The sequence below is a fragment of the Cytobacillus sp. FSL K6-0265 genome, assembly GCF_038003465.1.
Classification (GTDB): domain Bacteria; phylum Bacillota; class Bacilli; order Bacillales; family Cytobacillaceae; genus Cytobacillus; species Cytobacillus stercorigallinarum.
In genome coordinates, this window is record NZ_JBBOPE010000001.1 from 4,279,439 (window position 1) to 4,300,749 (window position 21,311).

The window sequence follows — 21,311 nt, forward strand, 5'->3', positions numbered from 1 at the left end:
GGCTCTTATTCAAACAATTGTGGAATACCATTAATTAAAGAGTAACCGCCCATTAATGCCATAACAATGACAATTAGTAGTCCAAAAAGGGTTAACCATAAAGGATGTTTATAGTCGCCGACAATCTTCACCTTATGTGCAGCAATTAACATCACACCTAGCGCGATAGGCAAAATGAGTCCATTTAATGAACCAACTAATACGAGAATCTTTACCGGTTGTCCAATCAAGACAAATACTAAGGTTGATATGGCGATAAAACCGACCGTAAACCACTTCGCATTTTTATCAATAAAATGGGTGAATGTCCGTATAAATGAGACAGATGTATAAGCTGCACCAACAACAGATGTCACCGCTGCTGCCCACATAATCACACCAAATATTTTATAGCCAATATTGCCGGCAGCATGTTGAAACACAGATGCAGCTGGATTATCAGGATTTAATGGTAACCCTTGAGAAACAATCCCTAAAGCAGCTAAGAAAAGGAAAATTCTCATAAGTGAGGCAATTCCGATGGCACTCACTGCACTTCTTGTGACTTGTGGTAAAGCTTCTTTCCCTTTAATACCAGCATCTAATAAACGATGGCCACCAGCAAAGGTAATATAACCACCAACTGTTCCACCTACTAGAGTAACAATAGCTAAAACATCGATAGTCTCAGGTACAAAAGTGCGTACTACAGCTTCACCAACTGGCGGAGAAGAAACAAACATAACATAGACCATTAGACCAATCATCATAAAGCCCATTAATTGGGCAAAACGGTCCATCATCTTCCCTGCCTCACGAACAACAAAGATAGCAATGGCAATTAAGCCACTCAATAACGCACCTAATTCTGGAGAAACACCAAATAATACATTCGTTCCGAGTCCTGCTCCGGCAATATTTCCGATATTAAATGCGAGTCCCCCCATCACAATGAGTATAGCTAAAAAATATCCTAAGCCCGGTAAAACCTGATTAGCGATATCTTGAGCTTTCTTTTCTGAGACGGCTAGAATTCGCCAAATATTCAATTGCGCACCAATATCAATGATAATAGAAATTAATATGACAAAACCAAAACTTGCAACGAGTTTTTCTGTAAAAACAGTTGTTTGTGTTAAAAAGCCTGGCCCTATGGCTGAGGTAGCCATTAGGAAGGCTGCACCCAGAATAATACTTCTTGTAGACTGTGTTTTCATTCGCTTTCTCCTATTCTTTTCACTTGGATACTCTCTTTTTGAAGTGTTGCATGAATAAGTTTGGCAAATGCTAGTGCATGTTTACCATCTCCATGAATACAAACGGTATCCGCTAAGATCTCAACATCCTTTCCACTTACCGATGCTACTTTCCCTTCCTTTACCATACGTACTACCTGTGCGACCGCTACCTCTTGATCGGTAATTAATGCATTTGATTCTCTCCTTGAAGTCAAGGAACCATCATCCTGATACGTACGATCAGAAAATACTTCACTAGCAGTTTTTAAGCCGATCTTCTTACCCGCTTTTACTAGCTCACTACCGGCTAAGCCAAATAAAATTAATTCTGGATCGATTTTGTACACAGCTTCTGCAATAGCTTCAGACAATTGGGCATCTTTTGCTGCCATATTGAAAAGGGCTCCGTGTGGTTTGACATGTTGCAACTTTCCGCCCTCAGACTGTACAAAAGCGGACAATGCGCCAATTTGGTAGACAACAATATCGTACGCTTCTTGAGGGGAGATATTCATTTCCCTTCTGCCAAAGCCCACTAAGTCTTGTGTTCCTGGATGAGCGCCAATACCCACTTTTTTCTCTAATGCCAGTTTCACTGTTTTACGCATCGTTGTCGCATCACCTGCATGGAAGCCACAAGCAATATTTGCACTGGTCACATAATTTAATATTTCCTCATCATTACCAATTGTGTAGTTCCCGAAACTTTCACCCAAATCACAGTTTAAATCAATCTTTGTCATCGTTATCCTCCTTATCGATATTTTATTTGGATGCTCTGTTTATACTCATAAAGTCTTTGCTCCTTTTGAATATAGAGCCTTTGAGCTGCTGCAAAAGATATCTTTTCAAAATACACTTCTTCTCCAGGCTTTGTCTGAGCCAAAACATGTAAATCGATGGATGCCACTTGCCCAATCTTCGGATAGCCTCCAGTCGTTTGCCTATCAGCCATTAAGATGATCGGTTGCCCATCAGGTGGTACTTGAATGGTACCCATAGTAACCGCCTCTGAGATCATTTCTTTCTCTTCTGATAATGCGAGTGCGCTCCCACTCAGGCGATAACCCATGCGGTCAGACTGTGATGCCACTTTATATGGGTGACTGAATAAAGCGATTTTGCTGTCTTTATTAAAAAGAGAAAATTGTTTCCCTTCAATCACTCTAATTCTTTGATTAGACGGTCTCCTTGTTTGAATCGGTATACTCCACTGTGCTTCAACAAACGGCTTGTCTGGTTGTTTTAAAGAATCCATGATTTTGCCCGATAACCTACTCTTCTCTTTCAAAGATAATTGATCGCCTTTTTGAAGAGCACGCCCTTTATGACCACCTATATGAGCTCGTAAGTAAGTAGCATAACTATCCATAACCACCTCGACATCAAATCCACCTGCAATGGCTAGATAAGTCCTACATCCCTCTTTATATGAACCAAATGTTAATTCACTTTTCGCCTTTACCCATATAGGACGCCACAACCTCACCTTTTGACCATTGATTTGCGGGCCAATATCTCCTCCACAAAGACTAATCAAACAATCTTCATGAAAGACAATCCGTGGGCCGATTAATGTCATTTCTAATGTAGGTTGTTCTTCGTTGTTCCCAACAAGCATATTCGCAATCTTATGTGCATCTTGATCCATGACACCACTAGCGATTACACCATACTTCTGGAAACCTGTTCGCCCAAGATCTTGTACGGTCGTTAATAAACCTGGTTTCTTAATCTCTATCATGACTGTTCAGCCTCCAATTGCTTGTACTCCTCAAAGCTAATTGGCTTAAATTGAATGCGATCCCCAGCTCTTAGCAATGTTGGCATTTCTCCCTCTGGAGTAAATAATTCGATTGGTGTCCTTCCGATCAATTGCCAACCCCCAGGTGTTTCAATAGGATATACACCTGTTTGCATCCCTGCAATCCCAACAGTCCGAGCTGGAATTTGTAGCCTTGGTGATTTCCTTCTGGGTGCCGCAATCTTTTCAGACATCCCACCGATAAATGGAAATCCGGGGGCAAAACCAATCATATGGACCAAATAATCACCAGCTGCATGAATCGTAATTACTTCATCGGGTGTTAGGTGATTTAACCGGGCAACTTCATCTAAATCGGGCCCAAACTCCCCACCATAACAGACAGGAATGTCAATTTTCCTGGAAGATAGATGAGTTTGTGTATCCACAGATTTTAATAATTCATTCAGTTCTGCACAGACAAATTCATAAGGCAGTTGGTCTTTACCGCATAATTGACTAACCTTCCAAATATCATAAAAAACTGCAATATTCGTATAAGCAGGAATACATTCCTTCAGCCACGGTAAGCGTTGACCCTCGAGAAAATGCGAGAACATTTGAATATGTTGTTGAGTTTCAGATGAAATCTGATCCCCTAATTCTATGAGCAAAGCTTGATCTCCCAACGGACAAAAGCGCCATTTCAATTTACACCCCTCCTTTATATAGGTTGTTCAGTTTATTTATAAAAAACCAAATTATACTAATAATCTATTTTTACAGATTATTTTATTTAAATAATACAATAAAGTATTTAAAATAAAAAGCAACTCTAACTATATTTACTATTTTTCAATAATAAAGGTTGTTAGCATTGCTGTATTGAAGACATGCTTTTTAGTTTTTTGTATTTAATGGATACTGCTTCATCAAGTTCGTGATTTGATTACAAAAATGAGTAGCGTTTTTCTCACAATCCTCTTTTACCCAGTTTAGTATAATTTTAGTGAACCCGCCGATTTGAAATTGAATTAAGTATTCTGCAATATCAACGTCAGTGAATACTTCCTCTAGCCCTTCTTCTATCATTTCAATGAATTCTTCCATAACTAAGTATTCCAAATCATGAGCAAATAGTTTTCTCAACACTGGCTTTTGTAGTTCTGTAATCATAAATATCATATGGATCATTTGTCCTATAGTTAGGTTGTCTTGTCTCTTCCTCATGTTGAATAAATCTCGATACAATTGACGTAAATAGATGCGAATAATATCTTCTTTTGTTCCAAAGTTTCTATAAAAAGTTACTCGTGCAATCCCTGCTTGTTTCGTAATTGCCGATATTTTTATTTCACGAAATTGGCATTGATTCATCAAATCCATTAAAGCATTGCACACAATCTCTCGTGTTTTGGTTACTTGCTTATTCGTTGCATCATTCAATTGTCTACTCCTTTTAAGGATATTATTTACTATCTCTCTATAAACACAATTGTTCTCATCTAGTTCTAAATACTCAACAAATCTAACGAAACACATTCTTTTTACCTATATCGTATTTATTTTAACATAAAACACGCTAGAAAAAACCTGCTCAAAAATATATAGATAGAATCGACGAATTAACAGTATACTAATTTTTGAATCCAAGAAAAATAGGTGATAGTAAATGACCTTTGATCAACTAAAACATTTTTCAACTGTGGCAAAAACACAATCATTCACTGTAGCAGCTCATGAACTTTTCCTTTCGATATCGGCATTAAGCCAATCCATCAGTAGTTTAGAGACCGAGCTAGGGCTGACGTTATTTAAACGCTCGCGTTCTGGTGCCCATTTAACTGCTGAAGGCGCTCTGTTAATTGAAAAGGCAGAGGAAATCATGAAGATGGCGGAAGAATTTCAAACGATCGCACAAACGCAAACAGAAAAACTCCAAGGACATCTTCGTATTTCTACGATTCCAGGTCCTTCAAACGCCCTACTTGCCGCCGTATTTTCTTTTAAAAAAGAACACCCAAATGTCTCAATAGAGCTTCAAGAGTTAGGACCAAAGGAAATAACCGAAAAACTAATCAATGAAGAAATAGACGTGGGTATGCTTGTTGTTGGGCCATCTTCTGAAGTAAATGAAGATAAATTCCACTTTGAACCTCTACTAGAAGGCTATATGGTTGCTGGTGTACAGGCCCATTCCACCCTTGCTGAAAAGCCTTTTATTTCAAAAAAGGATTTATCAAGATATCCGATTATTTTATATCAAGATGCTTATCTTAGTCAGACAATCAAACAGCTTCTTGATCACAATAGCGAAAGAAATTTAGTTGTAAAAACCAATCATACAAATGCGATTACCCAATGGGTATCGAGTGGTAATGCGATAACGATTGGACTTGATTATTCATTTCAACATATTGATGGGATTACAGGGGTAAAAATACAAGAATTAAAAGAGGAAAAAGTTCACTACGGCTGGGTTCATTTAAAGAAAAAACATATAAACCGACTGACAGATATTTTCCTTGAAACATTAAATCAGGAAATAAACAAACTTCTTGCACAATAAGAAGCAACCTAAAATAGTATTTAATATTGTAATAGTGGGACGTTTAACAAATAAAGTAGCGTTCATTACAGTAGTTCTGGCAATTGATATGGCTATAGAAAGGTAATGAATATTAATGTAAAAGGGGTTTCCCTTGGTTTACAATATATGCTACCAATTATGCTTGTAAATGGATTCAGTCTTTTCATCAAATTGCTCTTCCGTTGCTGGTTGAATGGTCACGCCAGGACAACCGCCGTATGGGCAGCATTTCATAGTTGCTGGTGGTAAAGGTGCATAATAAAAAGAGGATGCCTTTATATGGCACCCTCCTTTTTATATTAAACTAATATTAACCAAAGAATCATTGTTGTAATGAGGGTAACAATCCCCTGTAATAAGGTTGCCATTGTCTGTGCTTTATAAGCATCTGTCACTTGCATCCCTGTGAACTGTGTTACAACCCAGAAATAGCTATCATTTACATGACTTACTGCCATTGCTCCTGCACCAAGCGCCATGACCACTAGTGCTAATGGGACAGCTCCTTCAATTCCAACTACTGGAAGCATTGGAGCTATTAGCGATGACGTTAACACAAGAGAAGTCGTTGACGATCCTTGCGCTGTCTTTAAGGCCGCTCCGATAATAAATGGGATAAGTAGGAATAACACCCCTGTAAAGACATCAGAAATATCCCACCCTTGAATGATATCTGCAATGCCTGAATTTTTAATCATTGTTCCAAATGAACCACCGACACCAGTAATTAATAGGATCGGTGCAGCATCTAATAATCCTTTACCTACCCAACCGGTTAAAGTTTCTTCATCTAATTTCGGTAATAACGGCAATGCAACAACTATACCTAGTAATAAAGCCATCACTGGATTACCTAAGAAGATAAGAAATTGAGCAAAGCCACCATCAAAGTTTAACAATGAAATAACCGAGCCCAGAGCAATTAATAGAATCGGAAAGATTATTGGCAAGAATGCTTGAAAGGTTGAAGGCATTTTACCAAAAGAGGCCACTACCTTATCGTAATCAAATTCTTCTGAACTATTATCTTCTGGTACTTCAATTTTTGTTGCTACTTTGACAGACCATAAGTACCCAACTGCTGCAGCTGGTATTGCAACGATAAAACCAATCAGAATAACTGTACCTAAATATACATCTGCACCAATGTTCCCTGCAGCTGCAATGGGTCCTGGTGTAGGAGGTACGAGGGTATGAGTAGCATAAAGCCCTGTTGCTAATGCAACTGACATAGAAGCCATAGCTACTTTAGCTCTCTTAGCTAGCGCTTGTCTTAAACTATTCAAAATAATAAAACCAGAATCACAAAAAACAGGAATAGAGACGATAAAACCAATAATGCTCATAGCTAATTGTGGTCTTTTCGGACCAACAATTCGTAAGACAACTTCCGCCATTCGATAAGCAGCGCCGGCCTTTTCTAGAATCACACCAATAATCGTACCAAATACGATGACTAGACCAATACTAGTCATTACACCACCAAAGCCTGTATTGATGCTCTCTATAATTAACTCAAAAGGCATTCCCGATGCAAAACCTACGAATAAAGCACCAATAAGTAAGGACATAAATGGGTGGATTTTGAATTTAGCTGTAGCCAAAACTATAATTAACACACCAATAGCAATAATTAAAAACAACATTGTATTACCCTCCTAACAAGCTATTTTATTTATTGTAAGCAAGATACGTTCTTATCACTCGTTCTGCCGCTGACTCGAGTAACTCTTCTGTTCGGGCCATCGCTTCTTCTAAATCCATAGGGCCTGTTGTTAAACTATGCACACTTGTGATTCCGTACTGATACAACTCATCGATCCCTTTACCTATCGATCCAGCTAATACGAAAACAGGTGCTCCCTCAACCTTTGCTGCCTCAGCTACACCCATAGGTGTTTTCCCTGAAGCTGTTTGGTAATCACACTGCCCTTCGCCAGTAAACACACAAGTTGCTCCCTTTAATTTCTCTCGCAACCCTGTATACTCAATAACAATATCAATACCTCTTTTCATTTCAGCAGGGAAAAAGGCTTGAAAAGCGCCCCCAGTACCACCAGCTGCACCTGCACCCGGCCGGTCATGTAAGCGAACTTTAGTCGCTTGTTCAATCACATCTGCCCAGTTAACCATATAACGATCTAACATCTCGACCACTTCAGGACTTGCCCCTTTTTGAGGACCAAAAACATGAGAAGCGCCATTAGGACCAACAAACGGATTCTGTACATCAGAAGCGATTAGAAATTGACAATCCTTAATCCGCGAATCAAGAGAGTCTAATTGAACAGTCGTAACCTTGCCTAACGCTTCTCCACCAAGACCAATTTCTTCTCCGGCATCGTTCATCATTTTTAGCCCTAGAGCTTGTAACATACCAGCTCCGCCATCATTGGTAGCGCTTCCACCAACTGCTAAAATAAAATGGCGATATCCATCATCTAACGCTTTCTTAATTAATTCCCCTGTGCCAAAAGTTGTAGCAATCAATGGATTACGTTCACTTTTATCTATCAGCTCTAAACCGGAGGCACTTGCCATTTCAATGACACATGTTTTTTCATCGCCGAGTACACCATACTCCGCCTCGACCTTTTTGTGTAATGGACCCATTACACTAACTTTTACCTTCTGTCCCTCCGTTGCGGATACAAGACTATCCATTGTTCCTTCTCCACCATCCGCTACAGGAACAGAAATAACTTCACACGAGGGAAGCGCTTTCTTAACACCTCTAGCAATTGCTTCTGCAGCAGAAACACTTGATAAGCTACCTTTATATGAATCAGGTGCAATAACTACTTTCATAAAATCGCCCACCTAACATCTATTGTGTTATCCTTATTATAATTATGTGTTATACTATTTGTCATCGGTATGGTTGAACAAAAAAACAGATTATTTTGGATTAATTTTTATCTATTATAAACAGATTGTGATATTATTTTACTGATATATAACAAACGAAATGAAGAGAATAAGGATGGGCCATATATGTTAACACGTGAAATTGCCGCAGAAATTGTTAAACAAACCATGGTTAGACTGGATAGGAATATAAACATTATGGATGATAGAGGCAAAATTATTGCATCTGGTAATTCCGATCGAATCAATACGATTCATGAAGGAGCAACCGAAGTTTTACGTACTGGTAGAGCTGTCACCATTAGTGATAAGGATATTCAGTGGAAAAATTCATATCCCGGTGTTAACCTACCTATTCATTTTCAAAAAAAAATCATCGGTGTGATTGGCATTACTGGTGACCCAGAGGAAATTTTCGAATTTGGTGAGTTAGTAAAAATGATTACAGAGATGATGATTCAACAATCTTTTAGTTTAGATCAGTTAGAATGGCAACAAAAAGCGAAGGATCATTTATTCGATGATTTATTACAGGACTCAATCGAATATCCATCAATTGAACAACGATTTAAATTATTTGAGATTCAACTTTTGCCCCCCTTTCAAGTGTCAGTCATTAAAACAGATATGCCTAAATTGAAAAAAAATGACTTTATCCAATGGGTGGAGAGATTTTTTCCTAAAGAGAATACATTGATTGGTTTCCTAGGGATAAATCAACAATTTATTCTTCATACAGGCTTAACAGAGAAACAAATCATGAATCGCTACCAAAATTTCATTTCATTTATAGAAGAAAAACAACTCACTGCGAGAATTGGATTGGGTGCGAATGTAAATACTGTCAATGACATTCATCATTCCTATCAGCAGTCGATTTCAGCTTTAACGTTAAGTGATGAGTCTTCTATTTTTTCCACTTTTAAAGAAATTGAAGCACAAGCATTACTGAATGAACTGAGTGAAGCATCTAAAACCTACTATTATACAAGAGTACTGAATGGACTTTCGGAGAAACTCATTGAAACACTTGAAAGCTTGTTTGCAAACAATTTAAACCTTGGAGAGTGTGCAAAAAGTTTATTTATCCATAGAAACTCACTCATTTATCGGTTAAAGAAAATCAAAGAAATAACCGGATATAACCCACAGCATACTCTCGATGCGATTACACTGCAACTTGCGATTTGGCTTAGGAAAATGCATAAAGAGTAAAACACCTTCCTTACTTAATGGATGGTCCCCTTCTCTAGTGTTCCAGCCAAAAAAAGCTCGCCATCTGGTGAGCTTTTCTCATCTATATTGCCTTAAAATAAAAAAATGCAACGCTAAACGATAGCCGTTGCATTTTTATTTTTGTGAAAATCAAATAGACTGCTACTTTAATGAGCACATTCACCTAACCTACCACTGATTGATTCTTCGCTTCTTGCTTCTCCTTTTGCCTGATCGCTTTAAATTTTTTCGTCTCAGATACAATCACTGGAGACAAGAATAAGAGTGCTATTAAGTTAGGCAGAGCCATCAACGCATTGAATATATCTGCAATTCCCCAAACTAACTCTAATTCAAGACCTGCTCCTACCATAACAACAGCAACGAAAACAATTTTATAAATCCATGTGTTTTTATCACCGAATAAATAACCAAAACACTTCTCTCCATAATAAGACCAACCAATAATTGTTGAATAAGCAAATAGTATAATACCGAAAATAACAATATAATTACCTACATGTGGAAGGAAGAATTCAAATGCTTCTCCAGTTAGAGAAGAGGCATCGCCATGTCCAACATATATGCCGCTCATTACAATCGCAAGACCTGTTACAGTACATACAATCAATGTATCAATAAATGTACCCGTCATTGATACGAGTGCTTGTCTTCCTGGATAATCCGTTTTCGCAGCCGCTGCTGCAATCGGTGCAGATCCTAAACCAGCCTCATTGGAAAATACCCCACGAGCAACACCGTATCGAATAGCCATCCCAATTGCACCACCGGCTGCAGCAGAAGGGTTAAACGCTTCTTTAAATATAAGGGCAAAAGCTGCAGGAACCTCTGTTATATTTAAAATAATTATAAGCAGTCCACCAGCTAAATAGAACAAGGCCATGAATGGAACGAAAATTCCGGTAATTCTCCCGATACCTTTAATTCCACCTAATAAAACAAGACCTGTTAACACCATTAGAACAAAGCCTGTTAGCCAAGGATTAATATTAAAATTTGCTTGAAGTGAACCCGCTACTGTATTTGCCTGCGTCATATTACCAATGCCAAAGGAAGCTAAAAAACCAAACAAGGCGAATAAAACAGCTAACCACTTCCACCCAAGCCCTTTTTCAATATAATACATTGGTCCACCTGATATTTCTCCTTTGTGGTTCGTCACACGATATTTAACAGCCAATATCGCCTCTCCATACTTGGTGGCCATTCCAAAAAAGGCTGCTACCCACATCCAAAATAGAGCACCGACACCCCCCATTAAAATAGCCGTTGCTACACCCGTCATATTCCCAATTCCAAGGGTAGCTGCCATTGCAGTCATTAGCGATTGGAAGTGAGAAATATCTCCATTATCTTTCTTGCTATTCTCACTTTTACTAAAAGCAAGCTTCAATGCATAAGGTAAGTCTCGAACTTGTAAAAGCCCTAACCTAATAGTAAGAAAAATACCTGTACCAACAATTAGAATAAGGGTGATTGGGCCCCATACAAAGTTCCCTATCATTTTAACTATTTCATGAAACAACTCCATCCATTCTCCTCCTTTTTTTATCTTTTGATGTAAATAATTCAACATTAAATGAATGATAGTATGATCAAAGTGCTTGAAGGATCTGTTAAAACGTTACTACATTACTCAACTAAATGAATTCTAAATTTTTATTCTAATATGAATATTATATCTAATATTCATCCTTTTCGACAGACTTTTATGATATTTTTCTATCTTAGTCAATATTCGAGTAGATTTTCAAAATTAGTAACTCAGGTGACAAAATGCAAATGTAATGGAGAAAAGAAACTATTAAAATCCGATTCTTTACCTTTATAACGGAGAAATTATTGCGTATGGGATCAAGGAGTGGAACCTATAAAAGAGACTATAGACCCATTCCGATCAAGGCTGGTATTATCAGCACAACAAGCGGGCAAAACGCCAAAGAGTATGTCTCGTAAAGTGACCCGCGCAGACAACACTTTGCAAGCAATGTATTATGGTGAAGGAACTAGTAAGCTATGGGTTGTTTAAAAAGGCGAATGGTAAAATATGTCTACGAACGTTCAAAAGAAAAATTGGCTGGAATGAGCCCTGTTGAATACCAAACTCACTCCAGCCAATCAGCTCCATAATAAAAAAGTAGGCAATCACCGTCACCTACTTTTTTGTTTTAAGCTTGCACTTCCCGATATTCTGCCTTCTTCTTAAATAAGGCAGCGACAAAGGGACAAGCTGGGATAATTTTTTTATTTTGACTTTTCACCTCTTGCACAACCGAATCCACTAGTTGTTCAGCAAGACCTGTCCCTCGTGCTTCTTCCCCTACATATGTATGTTCAATAACAATGGTGTGATCGTCTCTTTCTGCAAAAGTAACTTCTCCTTGTTCCTTCCCACTATCATCAATACCATAATGACGATTACTTGCTTTTTTAATTTCCATGTCTCACACCTCCTTCATTCATTTTCTTTTTTCAAACACGACCGTACATACATTTGAGCACTATACATTTTTAATTATAGTATGTCCAAACCCATAATGGGATATGTGGTTGTTTTTTCTTCACCCGAATAAACGCTATTGGGTTCGTTGTATGGATATGGCCTACATGGGCACATCTAGGGTTCGTTTTCTAGAGCCGTTATTGCAGTTGACGAAGGGGCTTTTGATGCATTAATTCTTGAACCTGCGAAGCATAAGTGGTTTGAGGCTTACGACAATCTAAAGCATTTAACCATTGACTATCTCATATAACTTTGAATGGGTATCATTTCACCCTTCTCTTCATTGATATGTGACATAGTGACGAATGATTTATTTTAAATAGTGAATAATAATTTAAACCCTTATATTTGCTAAAAATACCTTTCTAAGAGGATTCACCCGCCTCCTTTTCTCCATTTCCTCCTTAGCGAAAAAAAACAATTCTTACTAACGCCTTGAATAATCGAGAATTCGAGATATAATACTTGTATACAAGTATACTAAATGAGAAGGTGTCATGATGAACGAACCAATGGAATTTCTCTACCCTTCCAAATGGCTCACGAAAGCTTCGACAGGTGAGCGCGTTGTAAGTGAATTAAGGATGCAAATTCTCTCAGGACGTATTGAAAGCGGTACCATTCTTTCAGAAAATAAATTAGCTGCAGAATTTTCAGTAAGTCGATCACCAATAAGAGAAGCATTAAAGATTCTTTCTGCTGAAAATATTATTCGTCAAGAACGAATGGGTGCAGTCGTCATTGGTTTATCCGAGAAAGAAATAGAAGAAATATATGATGTGCGCATTCTTATTGAAACGTTTATCTATCAACGGCTTGTACGTTCAGATATTACTGACCTTGTAAAGGAACTCAATAAGATTTTAGAAATGATGAAAGTCTCTATTAAATATAATGATGCGGATGAATTCTCACTTCAGGATTTACAATTTCATGAAACAATTATTCGAGCCGCTAATCACTCTTATATATTAATGATCTGGAATAATTTAAAACCGGTCATGGAGGGGATGATTCTTTTATCCATGCGCAAGCGTTTTAAAGAAAACCATCAGGATTTCGAGCGAATTTTCACAAACCACGCACTCTATATTGAAGCAATTGAGAAAAAAGATAAAACATTAATGATTCAATCTCTCCATCAAAATTTTGATGATGTGCAAGGACGAGTTGAAGATATGTGGAAATCCCAAGAGATACTTGCAGAAGGGGGCGGAACAAAATGACCACCTATATGTTAGGTGTAGATATTGGAACAACCAGCACAAAGGCTGTTCTTTTTACAAAAGACGGGAAAGTCATTCAAAAAGAAAATATCGGCTACCCATTGCATACACCGGATATGTCTACAGCTGAGCAAGACCCTGAAGAAATTTATCAAGCGGTCAAGCAGGCGATAACGAACATTATGAAAAAAAATAGCAAAATGATGCCAGCATTTATTTCCTTTAGTAGTGCCATGCATAGCTTAATTGCTATCGATGAAAATGATCAACCATTGACCCCATGTATTACATGGGCTGACAACCGTAGTGAATCATGGGCACATAAAATTAAAGATGAATGGGGTGGCCATGAGATTTATAAGCGAACAGGGACCCCTATTCATCCAATGTCCCCATTAAGTAAAATAACATGGATCACAAACGAACGCCCAGAAATAGCCAATAGAGCGAAAAAATACATTGGTATAAAAGAGTATATTTTCAAGAAGTTTTTTAACCAATATGTTGTTGATTATTCTATCGCATCAGCAATGGGGATGATGAATCTTACTGAATTAACATGGGACAAAGAAGCTTTAAAGATAGCGGGCATTCGCGAGGACCAGCTATCCACCCTGGTTCCCACAACTCAGATATTCACACAATGTGACAGTGAGCTTGCCTTACAAATGGGACTTGATCCCCATACCCCTTTTGTTATCGGTGCAAGTGATGGTGTTCTCTCTAACCTTGGTGTCAATGCAATTGGTAAAGGGGAAATTGCCGTCACCATCGGAACTAGTGGAGCGATTCGTACGATTATTGATCGTCCGCAAACAGACGAAAAAGGGCGGATTTTCTGTTATGCCCTAACGGAAGATCATTGGGTCATTGGTGGCCCTGTTAATAATGGTGGGATTGTCCTCCGTTGGATTCGTGACGAGTTTGCCTCATCTGAGGTAGAGACTGCCAAGCGTTTAGGACTCGATCCATATGAAGTGTTAACGAAAATTGCTGAACGTGTGAGACCGGGCGCAAACGGGCTTATTTTCCACCCTTTCCTTGCAGGTGAAAGAGCACCTGTATGGAATCCAGATGTTCGGGGATCATTCTTTGGTTTAACCCTTTCACATAAAAAAGAACATATGATTCGCGCTGCATTAGAAGGTGTCATTTTTAACTTATACACTGTTTTTCTCGCTCTTATGGAGTGTATGGACGAACCTGTTACGCGTATTCAAGCGACAGGCGGATTTGCCCGCTCTGCCGTTTGGCGCCAAATGATGGCAGATATTTTTGACTCTGAAGTGGTCGTACCTGAAAGCTATGAAAGTTCCTGCTTAGGTGCATGTATCCTTGGGTTATACGCTACTGGTGAAATTGATAGTTTTGCAGTGGCTTCTGACATGATTGGTAGTACACATAAACATACACCAGATGAAGATGCAGCCAATGAGTATCGTCAACTAATGCCTAGTTTTATCAACCTGACAAGAGTATTAACAGAGGAATATACAAAAATCGCCAACTATCAAAGAGGCTTGATAGGGAAAGATAGCGAATAAAAAGGAGAGAGAACTATGCCATTATTTATTGTTGCCTTAGGTATCATCGCCCTATTGCTCCTCATCATGGGACTTAAACTCAACACATTTGTCTCACTGATTATCGTTTCATTTGGTGTTGCCTTAGCTCTTGGCATGCCAACATCCGAAATTGTTGGCACAATTGAAAGCGGTCTTGGCGGAACACTTGGACATATCGCTTTAATCTTTGGTCTAGGTGCGATGCTTGGAAAATTAATCGCTGACGCTGGTGGCGCACAAAGAATTGCAATGACCCTTGTCAATAAGTTTGGAGAGAAAAATATCCAATGGGCAGTTGTCCTATCATCCTTTATCATTGGGATTGCCCTATTCTTTGAAGTAGGTCTTGTATTACTTATTCCTATCGTATTTGCGATTTCAAGAGAATTAAAAGTATCGATTCTCTATCTGGGTATCCCGATGGCAGCAGCATTATCAGTTACACATGGATTCCTACCACCTCACCCTGGACCAACTGTTATTGCTGGGGAGTACGGTGCAAATATCGGTGAAGTGCTATTATATGGGATGATTATTGCCATCCCAACAGTGATTATTGCTGGTCCAGTTTTCACTAAAATTGCGAAGAAAATCGTACCAAACTCATTCACAAAGAGCGGAAATATTGCTTCGTTAGGTGAGCAAAAACAATTTAAACTTGAGGAAACACCAGGATTTGGTATCAGTGTATTTACAGCGATGTTACCAGTCATCCTTATGTCGATCGCAACAGTTATTACATTGCTCCAAGAAACAATGGGCTTTAGCGATAACCTATTCATTGTTGTGATTAAGTTCATTGGTGATGCGTCAATCGCGATTTTGATTTCCCTTCTTGTTGCTATTTACACAATGGGCATTGGCCGCAATATTCCTATCAAACAAGTAATGGATTCTTGCACAACAGCCATCACACAAATTGGAATGATGCTACTGATCATAGGTGGCGGTGGTGCTTTTAAGCAAGTATTGATTGACGGTGGGGTTGGTGATTACGTAGCCCAATTATTCGAAGGCACGACCCTTTCACCTATTTTGTTAGCCTGGACCATCGCAGCTATCCTGAGAATTTCCTTAGGTTCTGCTACAGTTGCAGCACTAACAACAGCAGGACTTGTAATCCCATTACTCGGCCAAACAGACGTCAACCTTGCGCTCGTTGTACTCGCAACAGGTGCAGGTAGCTTAATCGCATCCCACGTCAATGACGCAGGTTTCTGGATGTTTAAAGAGTATTTTGGTTTATCAATGAAAGAAACATTTGCTACATGGACATTATTAGAAACAATCATTGCTATTTCTGGCTTAGTATTTACTTTATTATTGAGCTTGATTGTATAAGTTAGTTTCGGGGTTGAGTGGGTTTTTATAACTCACTCGCCTTTTTTGTTGTATGGGGGAATTGGGGTTAAGGGGGATGGATTGTTGGGGTGTGGTTGGTTTTGGGTGGATGGGTGGATTGATTGGGCGGAGTGGATAAGGCGGAGTGGATCCATTATCCTATTTTATGTATTTGAAGCTGTCGGAGATTTCCCCTTGGAAGCGATGAATCCCTACCTGGAGTAGATTAGGACTGACACACTTTAATTGGCAATTCCCCTTTACTCGAGTTTTCGCATCATTTATATGGCTTATATCCTTTGTAGATTCTCTATTTGCCTTGTTTCTCCTTTTACTTTGCTTATTTCCATTGCGGATTCCCTATTTGCTTTGTTTCTTCTTTTTACGTTGCTTATATCTTTTGTAGATTCTCTATTTGCTTCGTTTCTCCTTTTTACGTTGCTTATATCCATTGCTGGTTCCCTATTTGCTTTGTTTCTTTCTTTTGCATAGCTTATATCCTTTGTAGATTCCCTATCTGCTTTGTTTCTCCTTTTTACGTTGCTTATATCCATTGCTGGTTCCCTATTTGCTTTGTTTCTCCTTTTTACGTTGCTTATATCCTTTGTAGATTCTCTATTTGCTTCGTTTCTCCTTTTTACGTTGCTTATATCCATTGCTGGTTCCCTATTTGCTTTGTTTCTCCTTTTTACGTTGCTTATATCCATTGCGGATTCTCTATCTGCTTCGTTTCTCCTTTTTACGTTGCTTATACCCATTGCTAATTCTCTATTTGCTTTGTTTCTCCCTTTTACGTTGCTTATACCCCTTGCGGATTCCCCATTTGCTTTGTTTCTCCTTTTTACGTTGCTTATATCCATTGCTGGTTCCCTATTTGCTTTGTTTCTCCTTTTTACGTTGCTTATATCTTTTGTAGATTCTCTATTTGCTTTGTTTCTCCTTTTTACGTTGCTTATATCCCTTGCGGATTCCTATCTGCTTCGTTTCTTTCTTTTACATGGCTTATATCCATTGCTGGTTCCCTATTTGCTTTTTTCTTTCTTTTGCATAGCTTATATCCTTTGTAGATTCCCTATCTGCTTTGTTTCTTCTTTTTACGTTGCTTATATCCTTTGTAGATTCTCTATTTGCTTTGTTTCTCCTTTTTACGTTGCTTATATCCATTTTCGATTTCCTATCTGCTTCGTTTCTTTCTTTTACATGGCTTATACCCATTGCTGGTTCTCTATTTGTTTTGTTTCCCCCTTTTACATGCCTTATATCCATTACAGATTCCCCATTTGCTTTGTTTCTCCTTTTTACGTTGCTTATTTCCATTGCTGATTCTCTATTTGCTTTGTTTCTCCCTTTTACGTTGCTTATATCCCTTGCTGATTCCCTATTTGCTTCGTTTCTCCCTTTTACGTTGCTTATTTCCATTGCTGATTCTCTATTTGCTTTGTTTCTCCCTATATCCATTTTCGAATCCCCCATCTGCTTTGCTTTTTCCTTTTTACATGCCTTATACCCGTACTTCACTCTCGTTCCCCATCTTAATTTCCCTCCTCATTAATTAACGTGTAATTCTAGGTTCATTGTAGAATGAGCACTTTTCTACTGCCCAACTAAAAAAGACACGATCAAATTTTGATCATGTCTGATTGTAATTAACTAGCTATTCTATTCAAAAGCAGGAATCGCCGTTTCATCATAATTTTCTTCTAAGAATTTTTTCACTTCAGGGCTTGTCATTGCTTCTGCAAGTTTTTGAATCGCTTCTGAGTCTTTATTATCTTCGCGAGCGACAAGTGTGATGGCAAAGTCATTATCAATACCTTCTGTGAGTAGTGCATCACTTTTCGGTGTTAAACCTAGTGGAGCAGCATAAGCAGGAGTCATTACGACGGCATCAGCATCATCATACATTCTCGCTAGCATTAATAAATCTACCTCTTCGAACTGATAATTCTTTGGATTGGATGTAATGTCTGATTTTGCGTAATATGGACCTGTTTTTTCTTTTAATTCAATCACATCATGTTGTGCTAGTAATGCTAGTGAACGGTCAATATTGGATACATCATTGGCAATGGCAATCGTTGCTCCTTCAGGTAAATCAGCCATCTCTTCAAAGTTCTTTGCATAAACACCGTAATTGGCAAAATAGATTTCTTGGATTGGCACTAAATTGGCATCATTACTACGATTGTACTCTTCCATATAAGGCACATGTTGAAAGAAGTTCGCATCAACTTCTTTCGCCGCTAAAGCTGTGTTCGGTTGCACATTATCACTTAGCACAACCATCTCTAGATGAATACCTTCTTCTTGCAATTGTGGCTCGACTAACTCAAGAATCTCTGTCATCGGTGGAATAAGTGAAGCGACTTTTAGAGTTACCTCTTCTTTACTGTCACCACCATTTGTTTGGTTATCATCTGCTTGCTCTTCTGTCTCTTGCCCACAAGCAGCCAGCATTAACATACTTAGTATCATTAAAGCAAATAGTCTTTTCATATTGTCCTCCTTCAGTATGTAGTCATCTTTTATCAATCACTCTCGCAACCGTTGTCCCAATAAATTGGATGCACTGTACGAGAATGACCATAATAATGATCATATATATCATTAAATCCGTCATAAATTGTTGATATCCGTAGCGAATGGCGAAATCACCAATTCCTCCACCACCTACTACTCCCATAATAGTGGAATAGGAGATGAAACTAATAATTGAAGTCGTTAAGCCAAGAACCAGCCCTGAACGTGCTTCGACAAACAAAAACTTGAAGACGACTTCGACAACCGATGCCCCCATTGCCTTTGCTGCCTCTATTACCCCTCTAGGGACATCTAATAAAGACTGCTCTACAAGGCGGGAATAATGTGCGATAGCGATAATAGAAAGCGGTACGGTTGCTGCCGCTGTGCCAATCGCTGTCCCAATTATGAACCTTGTAAAAGGAATCAAGAAGACGACTAATAATAAAAATGGAAAAGAACGAATCGTATTAACCAGTAAATTTAAAATCGAAAAAACAACGCGGTTTTCTAGCAAATTTCCTTTTCGACATAGAAAAAGTAATGTTCCCACAGGGAGCCCCACGATGATAGCAGCAAGAATAGACATCCCCACCATCGCAAAAGTTTCGCCAATCGCTTGCCATATTTCCGCCTCATACCTTTGCAATACTTCAGGCATCACCGCTCACCTCACCTGTTAATTTTTCAATAAAATATTCAGGAGTGTGGTCCACATCAGGGATGCCTTGTGGTTCAAGGTCAATTGTCTTATAGACAGAACCATCTGCCATGACCGATACGCGGTGACAAATACTTTGTATAACCTCCATCTCATGGCTAACAATGACAATCGTGACCCCTAATGTACGATTAATCTCCTCTAGTACAGCGAGAATTTCCGCTGTTGTATGAGGATCAAGAGAAGAAGTTGGTTCATCGCATAATAAAACCTTAGGCTCGTTCGCAAGGGCTCTAGCAATCGCCACTCTTTGTTTTTGACCGCCACTTAAACTTTGTGGGTAGTGCTTTTCCAAATGAGCAAGGCCGACGAACCTTAAGCATTCCATCACTCTTTCTCTTCGTTGATGCTTCGGGTAGTTTGCTAGCTGAAGACAAACCTCGACATTATCATAAACGGTTAAATTGGCTACAAGATTAAAGTGCTGAAAAATCATCCCCATTGATTTTCTCGCTTCTCGTAACTGTTTAGCTTTCATCGCCATCAAGTTTTTGCCATCAACTACGACTTCCCCGCAATCGGGTACTTCTAACAAGTTCATTAACCTTAGTAGTGTCGATTTCCCCGCTCCACTTGCACCAATGATTCCGTAAATCTCGCCTTCATTTACTTCGATATCAACCGCTTTAATCGCTTCATAATCAGCGAAACGTTTACTTATATCATGTATTTGAATCAATTGAAATAAACCCCCTTTCCAATAATGAAAGGTAATCAATAACGGATATATTATAGCTCAATCCCTCTACTATGTCATTTTGACAGTTATTTACCAACATTCTGTCTATTTATGAGAAAAGAAAAATCCCCCGCCAATTATTTTGGTAGAGGATGCTAGAATTAATGTAATTTAATTGATCCACCATCAACAAGAATGGTTTGTCCAGTAATGTAGTTTGAATCTTCACTTGCTAAGAATACAGCTACTTTTCCGATATCATTTTCTGGGTCACCTAAACGGCGCAGTGGAATTTTATTAACCATCGCCTCATATGCTTCTGGTGCATGTTGCTTCCATTGTTCTACACCTGGCGTTAAGGCAATTGGTGAAATTAAATTGATATTAATATTGTCAGGTCCCCATTCATTTGCTGTCACACGAGTGATGGCACGAATGGCTTCTTTCGCAGCTGCATAGGCTGTTTGTGTCACTTGGCCATCAATCCCCGCTCCTGAGGCGAAATTAATGACTTTTCCTTCATTTTTCTTTAGCTCAGGATATGCCGCTTGCATAAAGCGAACCGTTGGGTAAAAACCCGTGTTAAAAGAAAGGTCAAAATGTTCTTGGGTTGTTTCATTAAAGAGCACCTGCTTCGATACATGTGCATTATTTACAAGGATATCAAGCTTACCAAACTTCGCAACAACTTCTTCAACAATTTGCGTAATGTTTTCTTGGACTGTGATATCTTTGATAAACAGCATCCCTTCTGTGTGAACATTAACCTCTGCTAATGTTTCTTTTCCTTTTTCTTCATTCACATCAACAATGGCAACATGCGCGCCTTCTTTCGCCAGCGCAAGTGCCATTCCTCTGCCGATTCCAGAAGCACTCCCAGTAATAATCGCAACTTTACCATCCAATTTCATGAGAAAGACCCCTTTATTTTCAAAAATATATTTAGACATCTAAATACTTTATAAATCATATCAGATTATCTTATAATCTGACAATAGATAATACTTACACGTCATGGAAAATATAGGTTTAGAAAAGAAACTTTATGGATTTGAAAATGGGGTCGTTCACACTTTTCTGGCAGGTTGTGTGAGCAATTCT

General features: G+C 38.6%; 20 protein-coding genes. 5 read left to right on the forward strand and 15 right to left on the reverse strand.

The genetic code is table 11. The features are described 5' to 3' along the window. Positions 1 to 5: 5 nt before the first annotated feature. The 5 genes from MHH73_RS21640 to MHH73_RS21660 form a co-directional block, all read right to left on the reverse strand. Positions 6 to 1,196 (reverse strand): NRAMP family divalent metal transporter, encoded by a 1,191-nt coding sequence (locus MHH73_RS21640; RefSeq protein WP_341069476.1) that lies wholly within the window; start codon positions 1,194 to 1,196, stop codon positions 6 to 8. Next, positions 1,193 to 1,960 (reverse strand): LamB/YcsF family protein, encoded by a 768-nt coding sequence (locus tag MHH73_RS21645; RefSeq protein WP_191816959.1) that lies wholly within the window; start codon positions 1,958 to 1,960, stop codon positions 1,193 to 1,195. Before MHH73_RS21645 ends, MHH73_RS21640 begins: the two co-directional genes overlap by 4 nt. Positions 1,961 to 1,971: 11 nt before the next feature. Beyond that, positions 1,972 to 2,961 carry a 5-oxoprolinase subunit C family protein gene (locus MHH73_RS21650; RefSeq protein ID WP_341069481.1) on the reverse strand — a complete coding sequence of 330 codons (990 nt, stop codon included), beginning with the start codon at positions 2,959 to 2,961 and terminating at the stop codon, positions 1,972 to 1,974. Further along, the gene (pxpB, locus tag MHH73_RS21655; RefSeq protein WP_341069484.1) at positions 2,958 to 3,671 is read right to left on the reverse strand and encodes a 5-oxoprolinase subunit PxpB; all 714 of its coding nucleotides are present in this window, start codon (positions 3,669 to 3,671) and stop codon (positions 2,958 to 2,960) included. The genes MHH73_RS21650 and pxpB overlap by 4 nt, the downstream gene beginning before the upstream one ends. Before the next feature lie 190 nt (positions 3,672 to 3,861). Further along, complete coding sequence (locus tag MHH73_RS21660; protein ID WP_191816962.1) at positions 3,862 to 4,407, reverse strand: TetR/AcrR family transcriptional regulator; 546 nt, start codon at positions 4,405 to 4,407, stop codon at positions 3,862 to 3,864. 226 nt (positions 4,408 to 4,633) lie between these two features. Here MHH73_RS21660 and MHH73_RS21665 point away from each other — a divergent pair, with 226 nt between their 5' ends. Next, the gene (locus MHH73_RS21665; protein WP_341069486.1) at positions 4,634 to 5,530 is read left to right on the forward strand and encodes a LysR family transcriptional regulator; all 897 of its coding nucleotides are present in this window, start codon (positions 4,634 to 4,636) and stop codon (positions 5,528 to 5,530) included. A gap of 320 nt (positions 5,531 to 5,850) precedes the next feature. Here MHH73_RS21665 and MHH73_RS21670 read toward each other — a convergent pair whose 3' ends face one another. Continuing rightward, complete coding sequence (locus MHH73_RS21670) at positions 5,851 to 7,197, reverse strand: GntP family permease (protein WP_341069488.1); 1,347 nt, start codon at positions 7,195 to 7,197, stop codon at positions 5,851 to 5,853. Positions 7,198 to 7,222: 25 nt separating this feature from the next. Then, a complete protein-coding gene (locus MHH73_RS21675) occupies positions 7,223 to 8,359 on the reverse strand; it encodes a glycerate kinase (protein ID WP_341069491.1) in 1,137 nt (378 codons plus the stop codon). Positions 8,360 to 8,545: 186 nt separating this feature from the next. Here MHH73_RS21675 and MHH73_RS21680 point away from each other — a divergent pair, with 186 nt between their 5' ends. Beyond that, positions 8,546 to 9,634, forward strand: a complete 1,089-nt coding sequence (locus MHH73_RS21680) for a CdaR family transcriptional regulator (RefSeq protein WP_341069493.1) — start codon at positions 8,546 to 8,548, stop codon at positions 9,632 to 9,634. A gap of 184 nt (positions 9,635 to 9,818) precedes the next feature. On the opposite strand, the gene MHH73_RS21685 is transcribed toward MHH73_RS21680, so the two are convergent. Both MHH73_RS21685 and MHH73_RS21690 read right to left on the reverse strand, forming a co-directional pair. Continuing rightward, on the reverse strand, positions 9,819 to 11,186 hold the full coding sequence (locus tag MHH73_RS21685) for an alanine/glycine:cation symporter family protein (protein WP_191816967.1): 1,368 nt from the start codon (positions 11,184 to 11,186) through the stop codon (positions 9,819 to 9,821). 637 nt (positions 11,187 to 11,823) lie between these two features. Next, entirely contained in the window at positions 11,824 to 12,096 is a 273-nt protein-coding gene (locus MHH73_RS21690) for a GNAT family N-acetyltransferase (RefSeq protein WP_191816968.1), read from the reverse strand. 562 nt (positions 12,097 to 12,658) lie between these two features. Between MHH73_RS21690 and MHH73_RS21695 the strand changes: the two genes are divergently transcribed. Genes MHH73_RS21695 through MHH73_RS21705 form a run of 3 tightly spaced genes read left to right on the forward strand, consistent with a single transcriptional unit; the run spans position 12,659 to position 16,290 of the window. Beyond that, on the forward strand, positions 12,659 to 13,384 hold the full coding sequence (locus MHH73_RS21695; protein WP_191816969.1) for a GntR family transcriptional regulator: 726 nt from the start codon (positions 12,659 to 12,661) through the stop codon (positions 13,382 to 13,384). Further along, positions 13,381 to 14,928, forward strand: coding sequence for a gluconokinase (gene gntK / locus MHH73_RS21700; RefSeq protein WP_341069497.1), 1,548 nt, complete (start codon positions 13,381 to 13,383; stop codon positions 14,926 to 14,928). Before MHH73_RS21695 ends, gntK begins: the two co-directional genes overlap by 4 nt. Before the next feature lie 15 nt (positions 14,929 to 14,943). Further along, the gene (locus MHH73_RS21705; protein WP_191816971.1) at positions 14,944 to 16,290 is read left to right on the forward strand and encodes a GntP family permease; all 1,347 of its coding nucleotides are present in this window, start codon (positions 14,944 to 14,946) and stop codon (positions 16,288 to 16,290) included. Between the two features lie 290 nt (positions 16,291 to 16,580). On the opposite strand, the gene MHH73_RS21710 is transcribed toward MHH73_RS21705, so the two are convergent. From MHH73_RS21710 to MHH73_RS21735, 6 genes are all read right to left on the reverse strand, one after another. Beyond that, complete coding sequence (locus MHH73_RS21710; RefSeq protein ID WP_341069500.1) at positions 16,581 to 17,150, reverse strand: hypothetical protein; 570 nt, start codon at positions 17,148 to 17,150, stop codon at positions 16,581 to 16,583. A 142-nt stretch (positions 17,151 to 17,292) separates the two neighbouring features. Then, positions 17,293 to 17,808 (reverse strand): hypothetical protein, encoded by a 516-nt coding sequence (locus MHH73_RS21715; protein ID WP_341069503.1) that lies wholly within the window; start codon positions 17,806 to 17,808, stop codon positions 17,293 to 17,295. A gap of 141 nt (positions 17,809 to 17,949) precedes the next feature. Next, complete coding sequence (locus tag MHH73_RS21720) at positions 17,950 to 18,786, reverse strand: MetQ/NlpA family ABC transporter substrate-binding protein (RefSeq protein ID WP_191816974.1); 837 nt, start codon at positions 18,784 to 18,786, stop codon at positions 17,950 to 17,952. 22 nt (positions 18,787 to 18,808) lie between these two features. Further along, entirely contained in the window at positions 18,809 to 19,471 is a 663-nt protein-coding gene (locus tag MHH73_RS21725) for a methionine ABC transporter permease (RefSeq protein WP_191816975.1), read from the reverse strand. Continuing rightward, positions 19,464 to 20,210 (reverse strand): methionine ABC transporter ATP-binding protein, encoded by a 747-nt coding sequence (locus MHH73_RS21730; protein ID WP_341069507.1) that lies wholly within the window; start codon positions 20,208 to 20,210, stop codon positions 19,464 to 19,466. Before MHH73_RS21730 ends, MHH73_RS21725 begins: the two co-directional genes overlap by 8 nt. A 161-nt stretch (positions 20,211 to 20,371) precedes the next feature. Next, positions 20,372 to 21,121, reverse strand: coding sequence for an SDR family NAD(P)-dependent oxidoreductase (locus MHH73_RS21735; RefSeq protein WP_191816977.1), 750 nt, complete (start codon positions 21,119 to 21,121; stop codon positions 20,372 to 20,374). Positions 21,122 to 21,311 lie beyond the last annotated feature (190 nt).

Excerpts from the sequence above, each read along its gene's own strand:
- MHH73_RS21640 (WP_341069476.1), bottom strand. The coding sequence starts at position 1,196 with ATGAAAACACAGTCTACAAGAAGTATTATTCTGGGTGCAGCCTTCCTA.
- MHH73_RS21645 (WP_191816959.1), bottom strand. The coding sequence starts at position 1,960 with ATGACAAAGATTGATTTAAACTGTGATTTGGGTGAAAGTTTCGGGAAC.
- MHH73_RS21650 (WP_341069481.1), bottom strand. The coding sequence starts at position 2,961 with ATGATAGAGATTAAGAAACCAGGTTTATTAACGACCGTACAAGATCTT.
- MHH73_RS21665 (WP_341069486.1), top strand. The coding sequence starts at position 4,634 with ATGACCTTTGATCAACTAAAACATTTTTCAACTGTGGCAAAAACACAA.
- MHH73_RS21670 (WP_341069488.1), bottom strand. The coding sequence starts at position 7,197 with ATGTTGTTTTTAATTATTGCTATTGGTGTGTTAATTATAGTTTTGGCT.
- MHH73_RS21675 (WP_341069491.1), bottom strand. The coding sequence starts at position 8,359 with ATGAAAGTAGTTATTGCACCTGATTCATATAAAGGTAGCTTATCAAGT.
- MHH73_RS21680 (WP_341069493.1), top strand. The coding sequence starts at position 8,546 with ATGTTAACACGTGAAATTGCCGCAGAAATTGTTAAACAAACCATGGTT.
- MHH73_RS21685 (WP_191816967.1), bottom strand. The coding sequence starts at position 11,186 with ATGGAGTTGTTTCATGAAATAGTTAAAATGATAGGGAACTTTGTATGG.
- MHH73_RS21690 (WP_191816968.1), bottom strand. The coding sequence starts at position 12,096 with ATGGAAATTAAAAAAGCAAGTAATCGTCATTATGGTATTGATGATAGT.
- MHH73_RS21695 (WP_191816969.1), top strand. The coding sequence starts at position 12,659 with ATGAACGAACCAATGGAATTTCTCTACCCTTCCAAATGGCTCACGAAA.
- gntK (WP_341069497.1), top strand. The coding sequence starts at position 13,381 with ATGACCACCTATATGTTAGGTGTAGATATTGGAACAACCAGCACAAAG.
- MHH73_RS21705 (WP_191816971.1), top strand. The coding sequence starts at position 14,944 with ATGCCATTATTTATTGTTGCCTTAGGTATCATCGCCCTATTGCTCCTC.
- MHH73_RS21710 (WP_341069500.1), bottom strand. The coding sequence starts at position 17,150 with ATGGATATAAGCAACGTAAAAAGGAGAAACAAAGCAAATGGGGAATCC.
- MHH73_RS21720 (WP_191816974.1), bottom strand. The coding sequence starts at position 18,786 with ATGAAAAGACTATTTGCTTTAATGATACTAAGTATGTTAATGCTGGCT.
- MHH73_RS21725 (WP_191816975.1), bottom strand. The coding sequence starts at position 19,471 with ATGCCTGAAGTATTGCAAAGGTATGAGGCGGAAATATGGCAAGCGATT.
- MHH73_RS21735 (WP_191816977.1), bottom strand. The coding sequence starts at position 21,121 with ATGAAATTGGATGGTAAAGTTGCGATTATTACTGGGAGTGCTTCTGGA.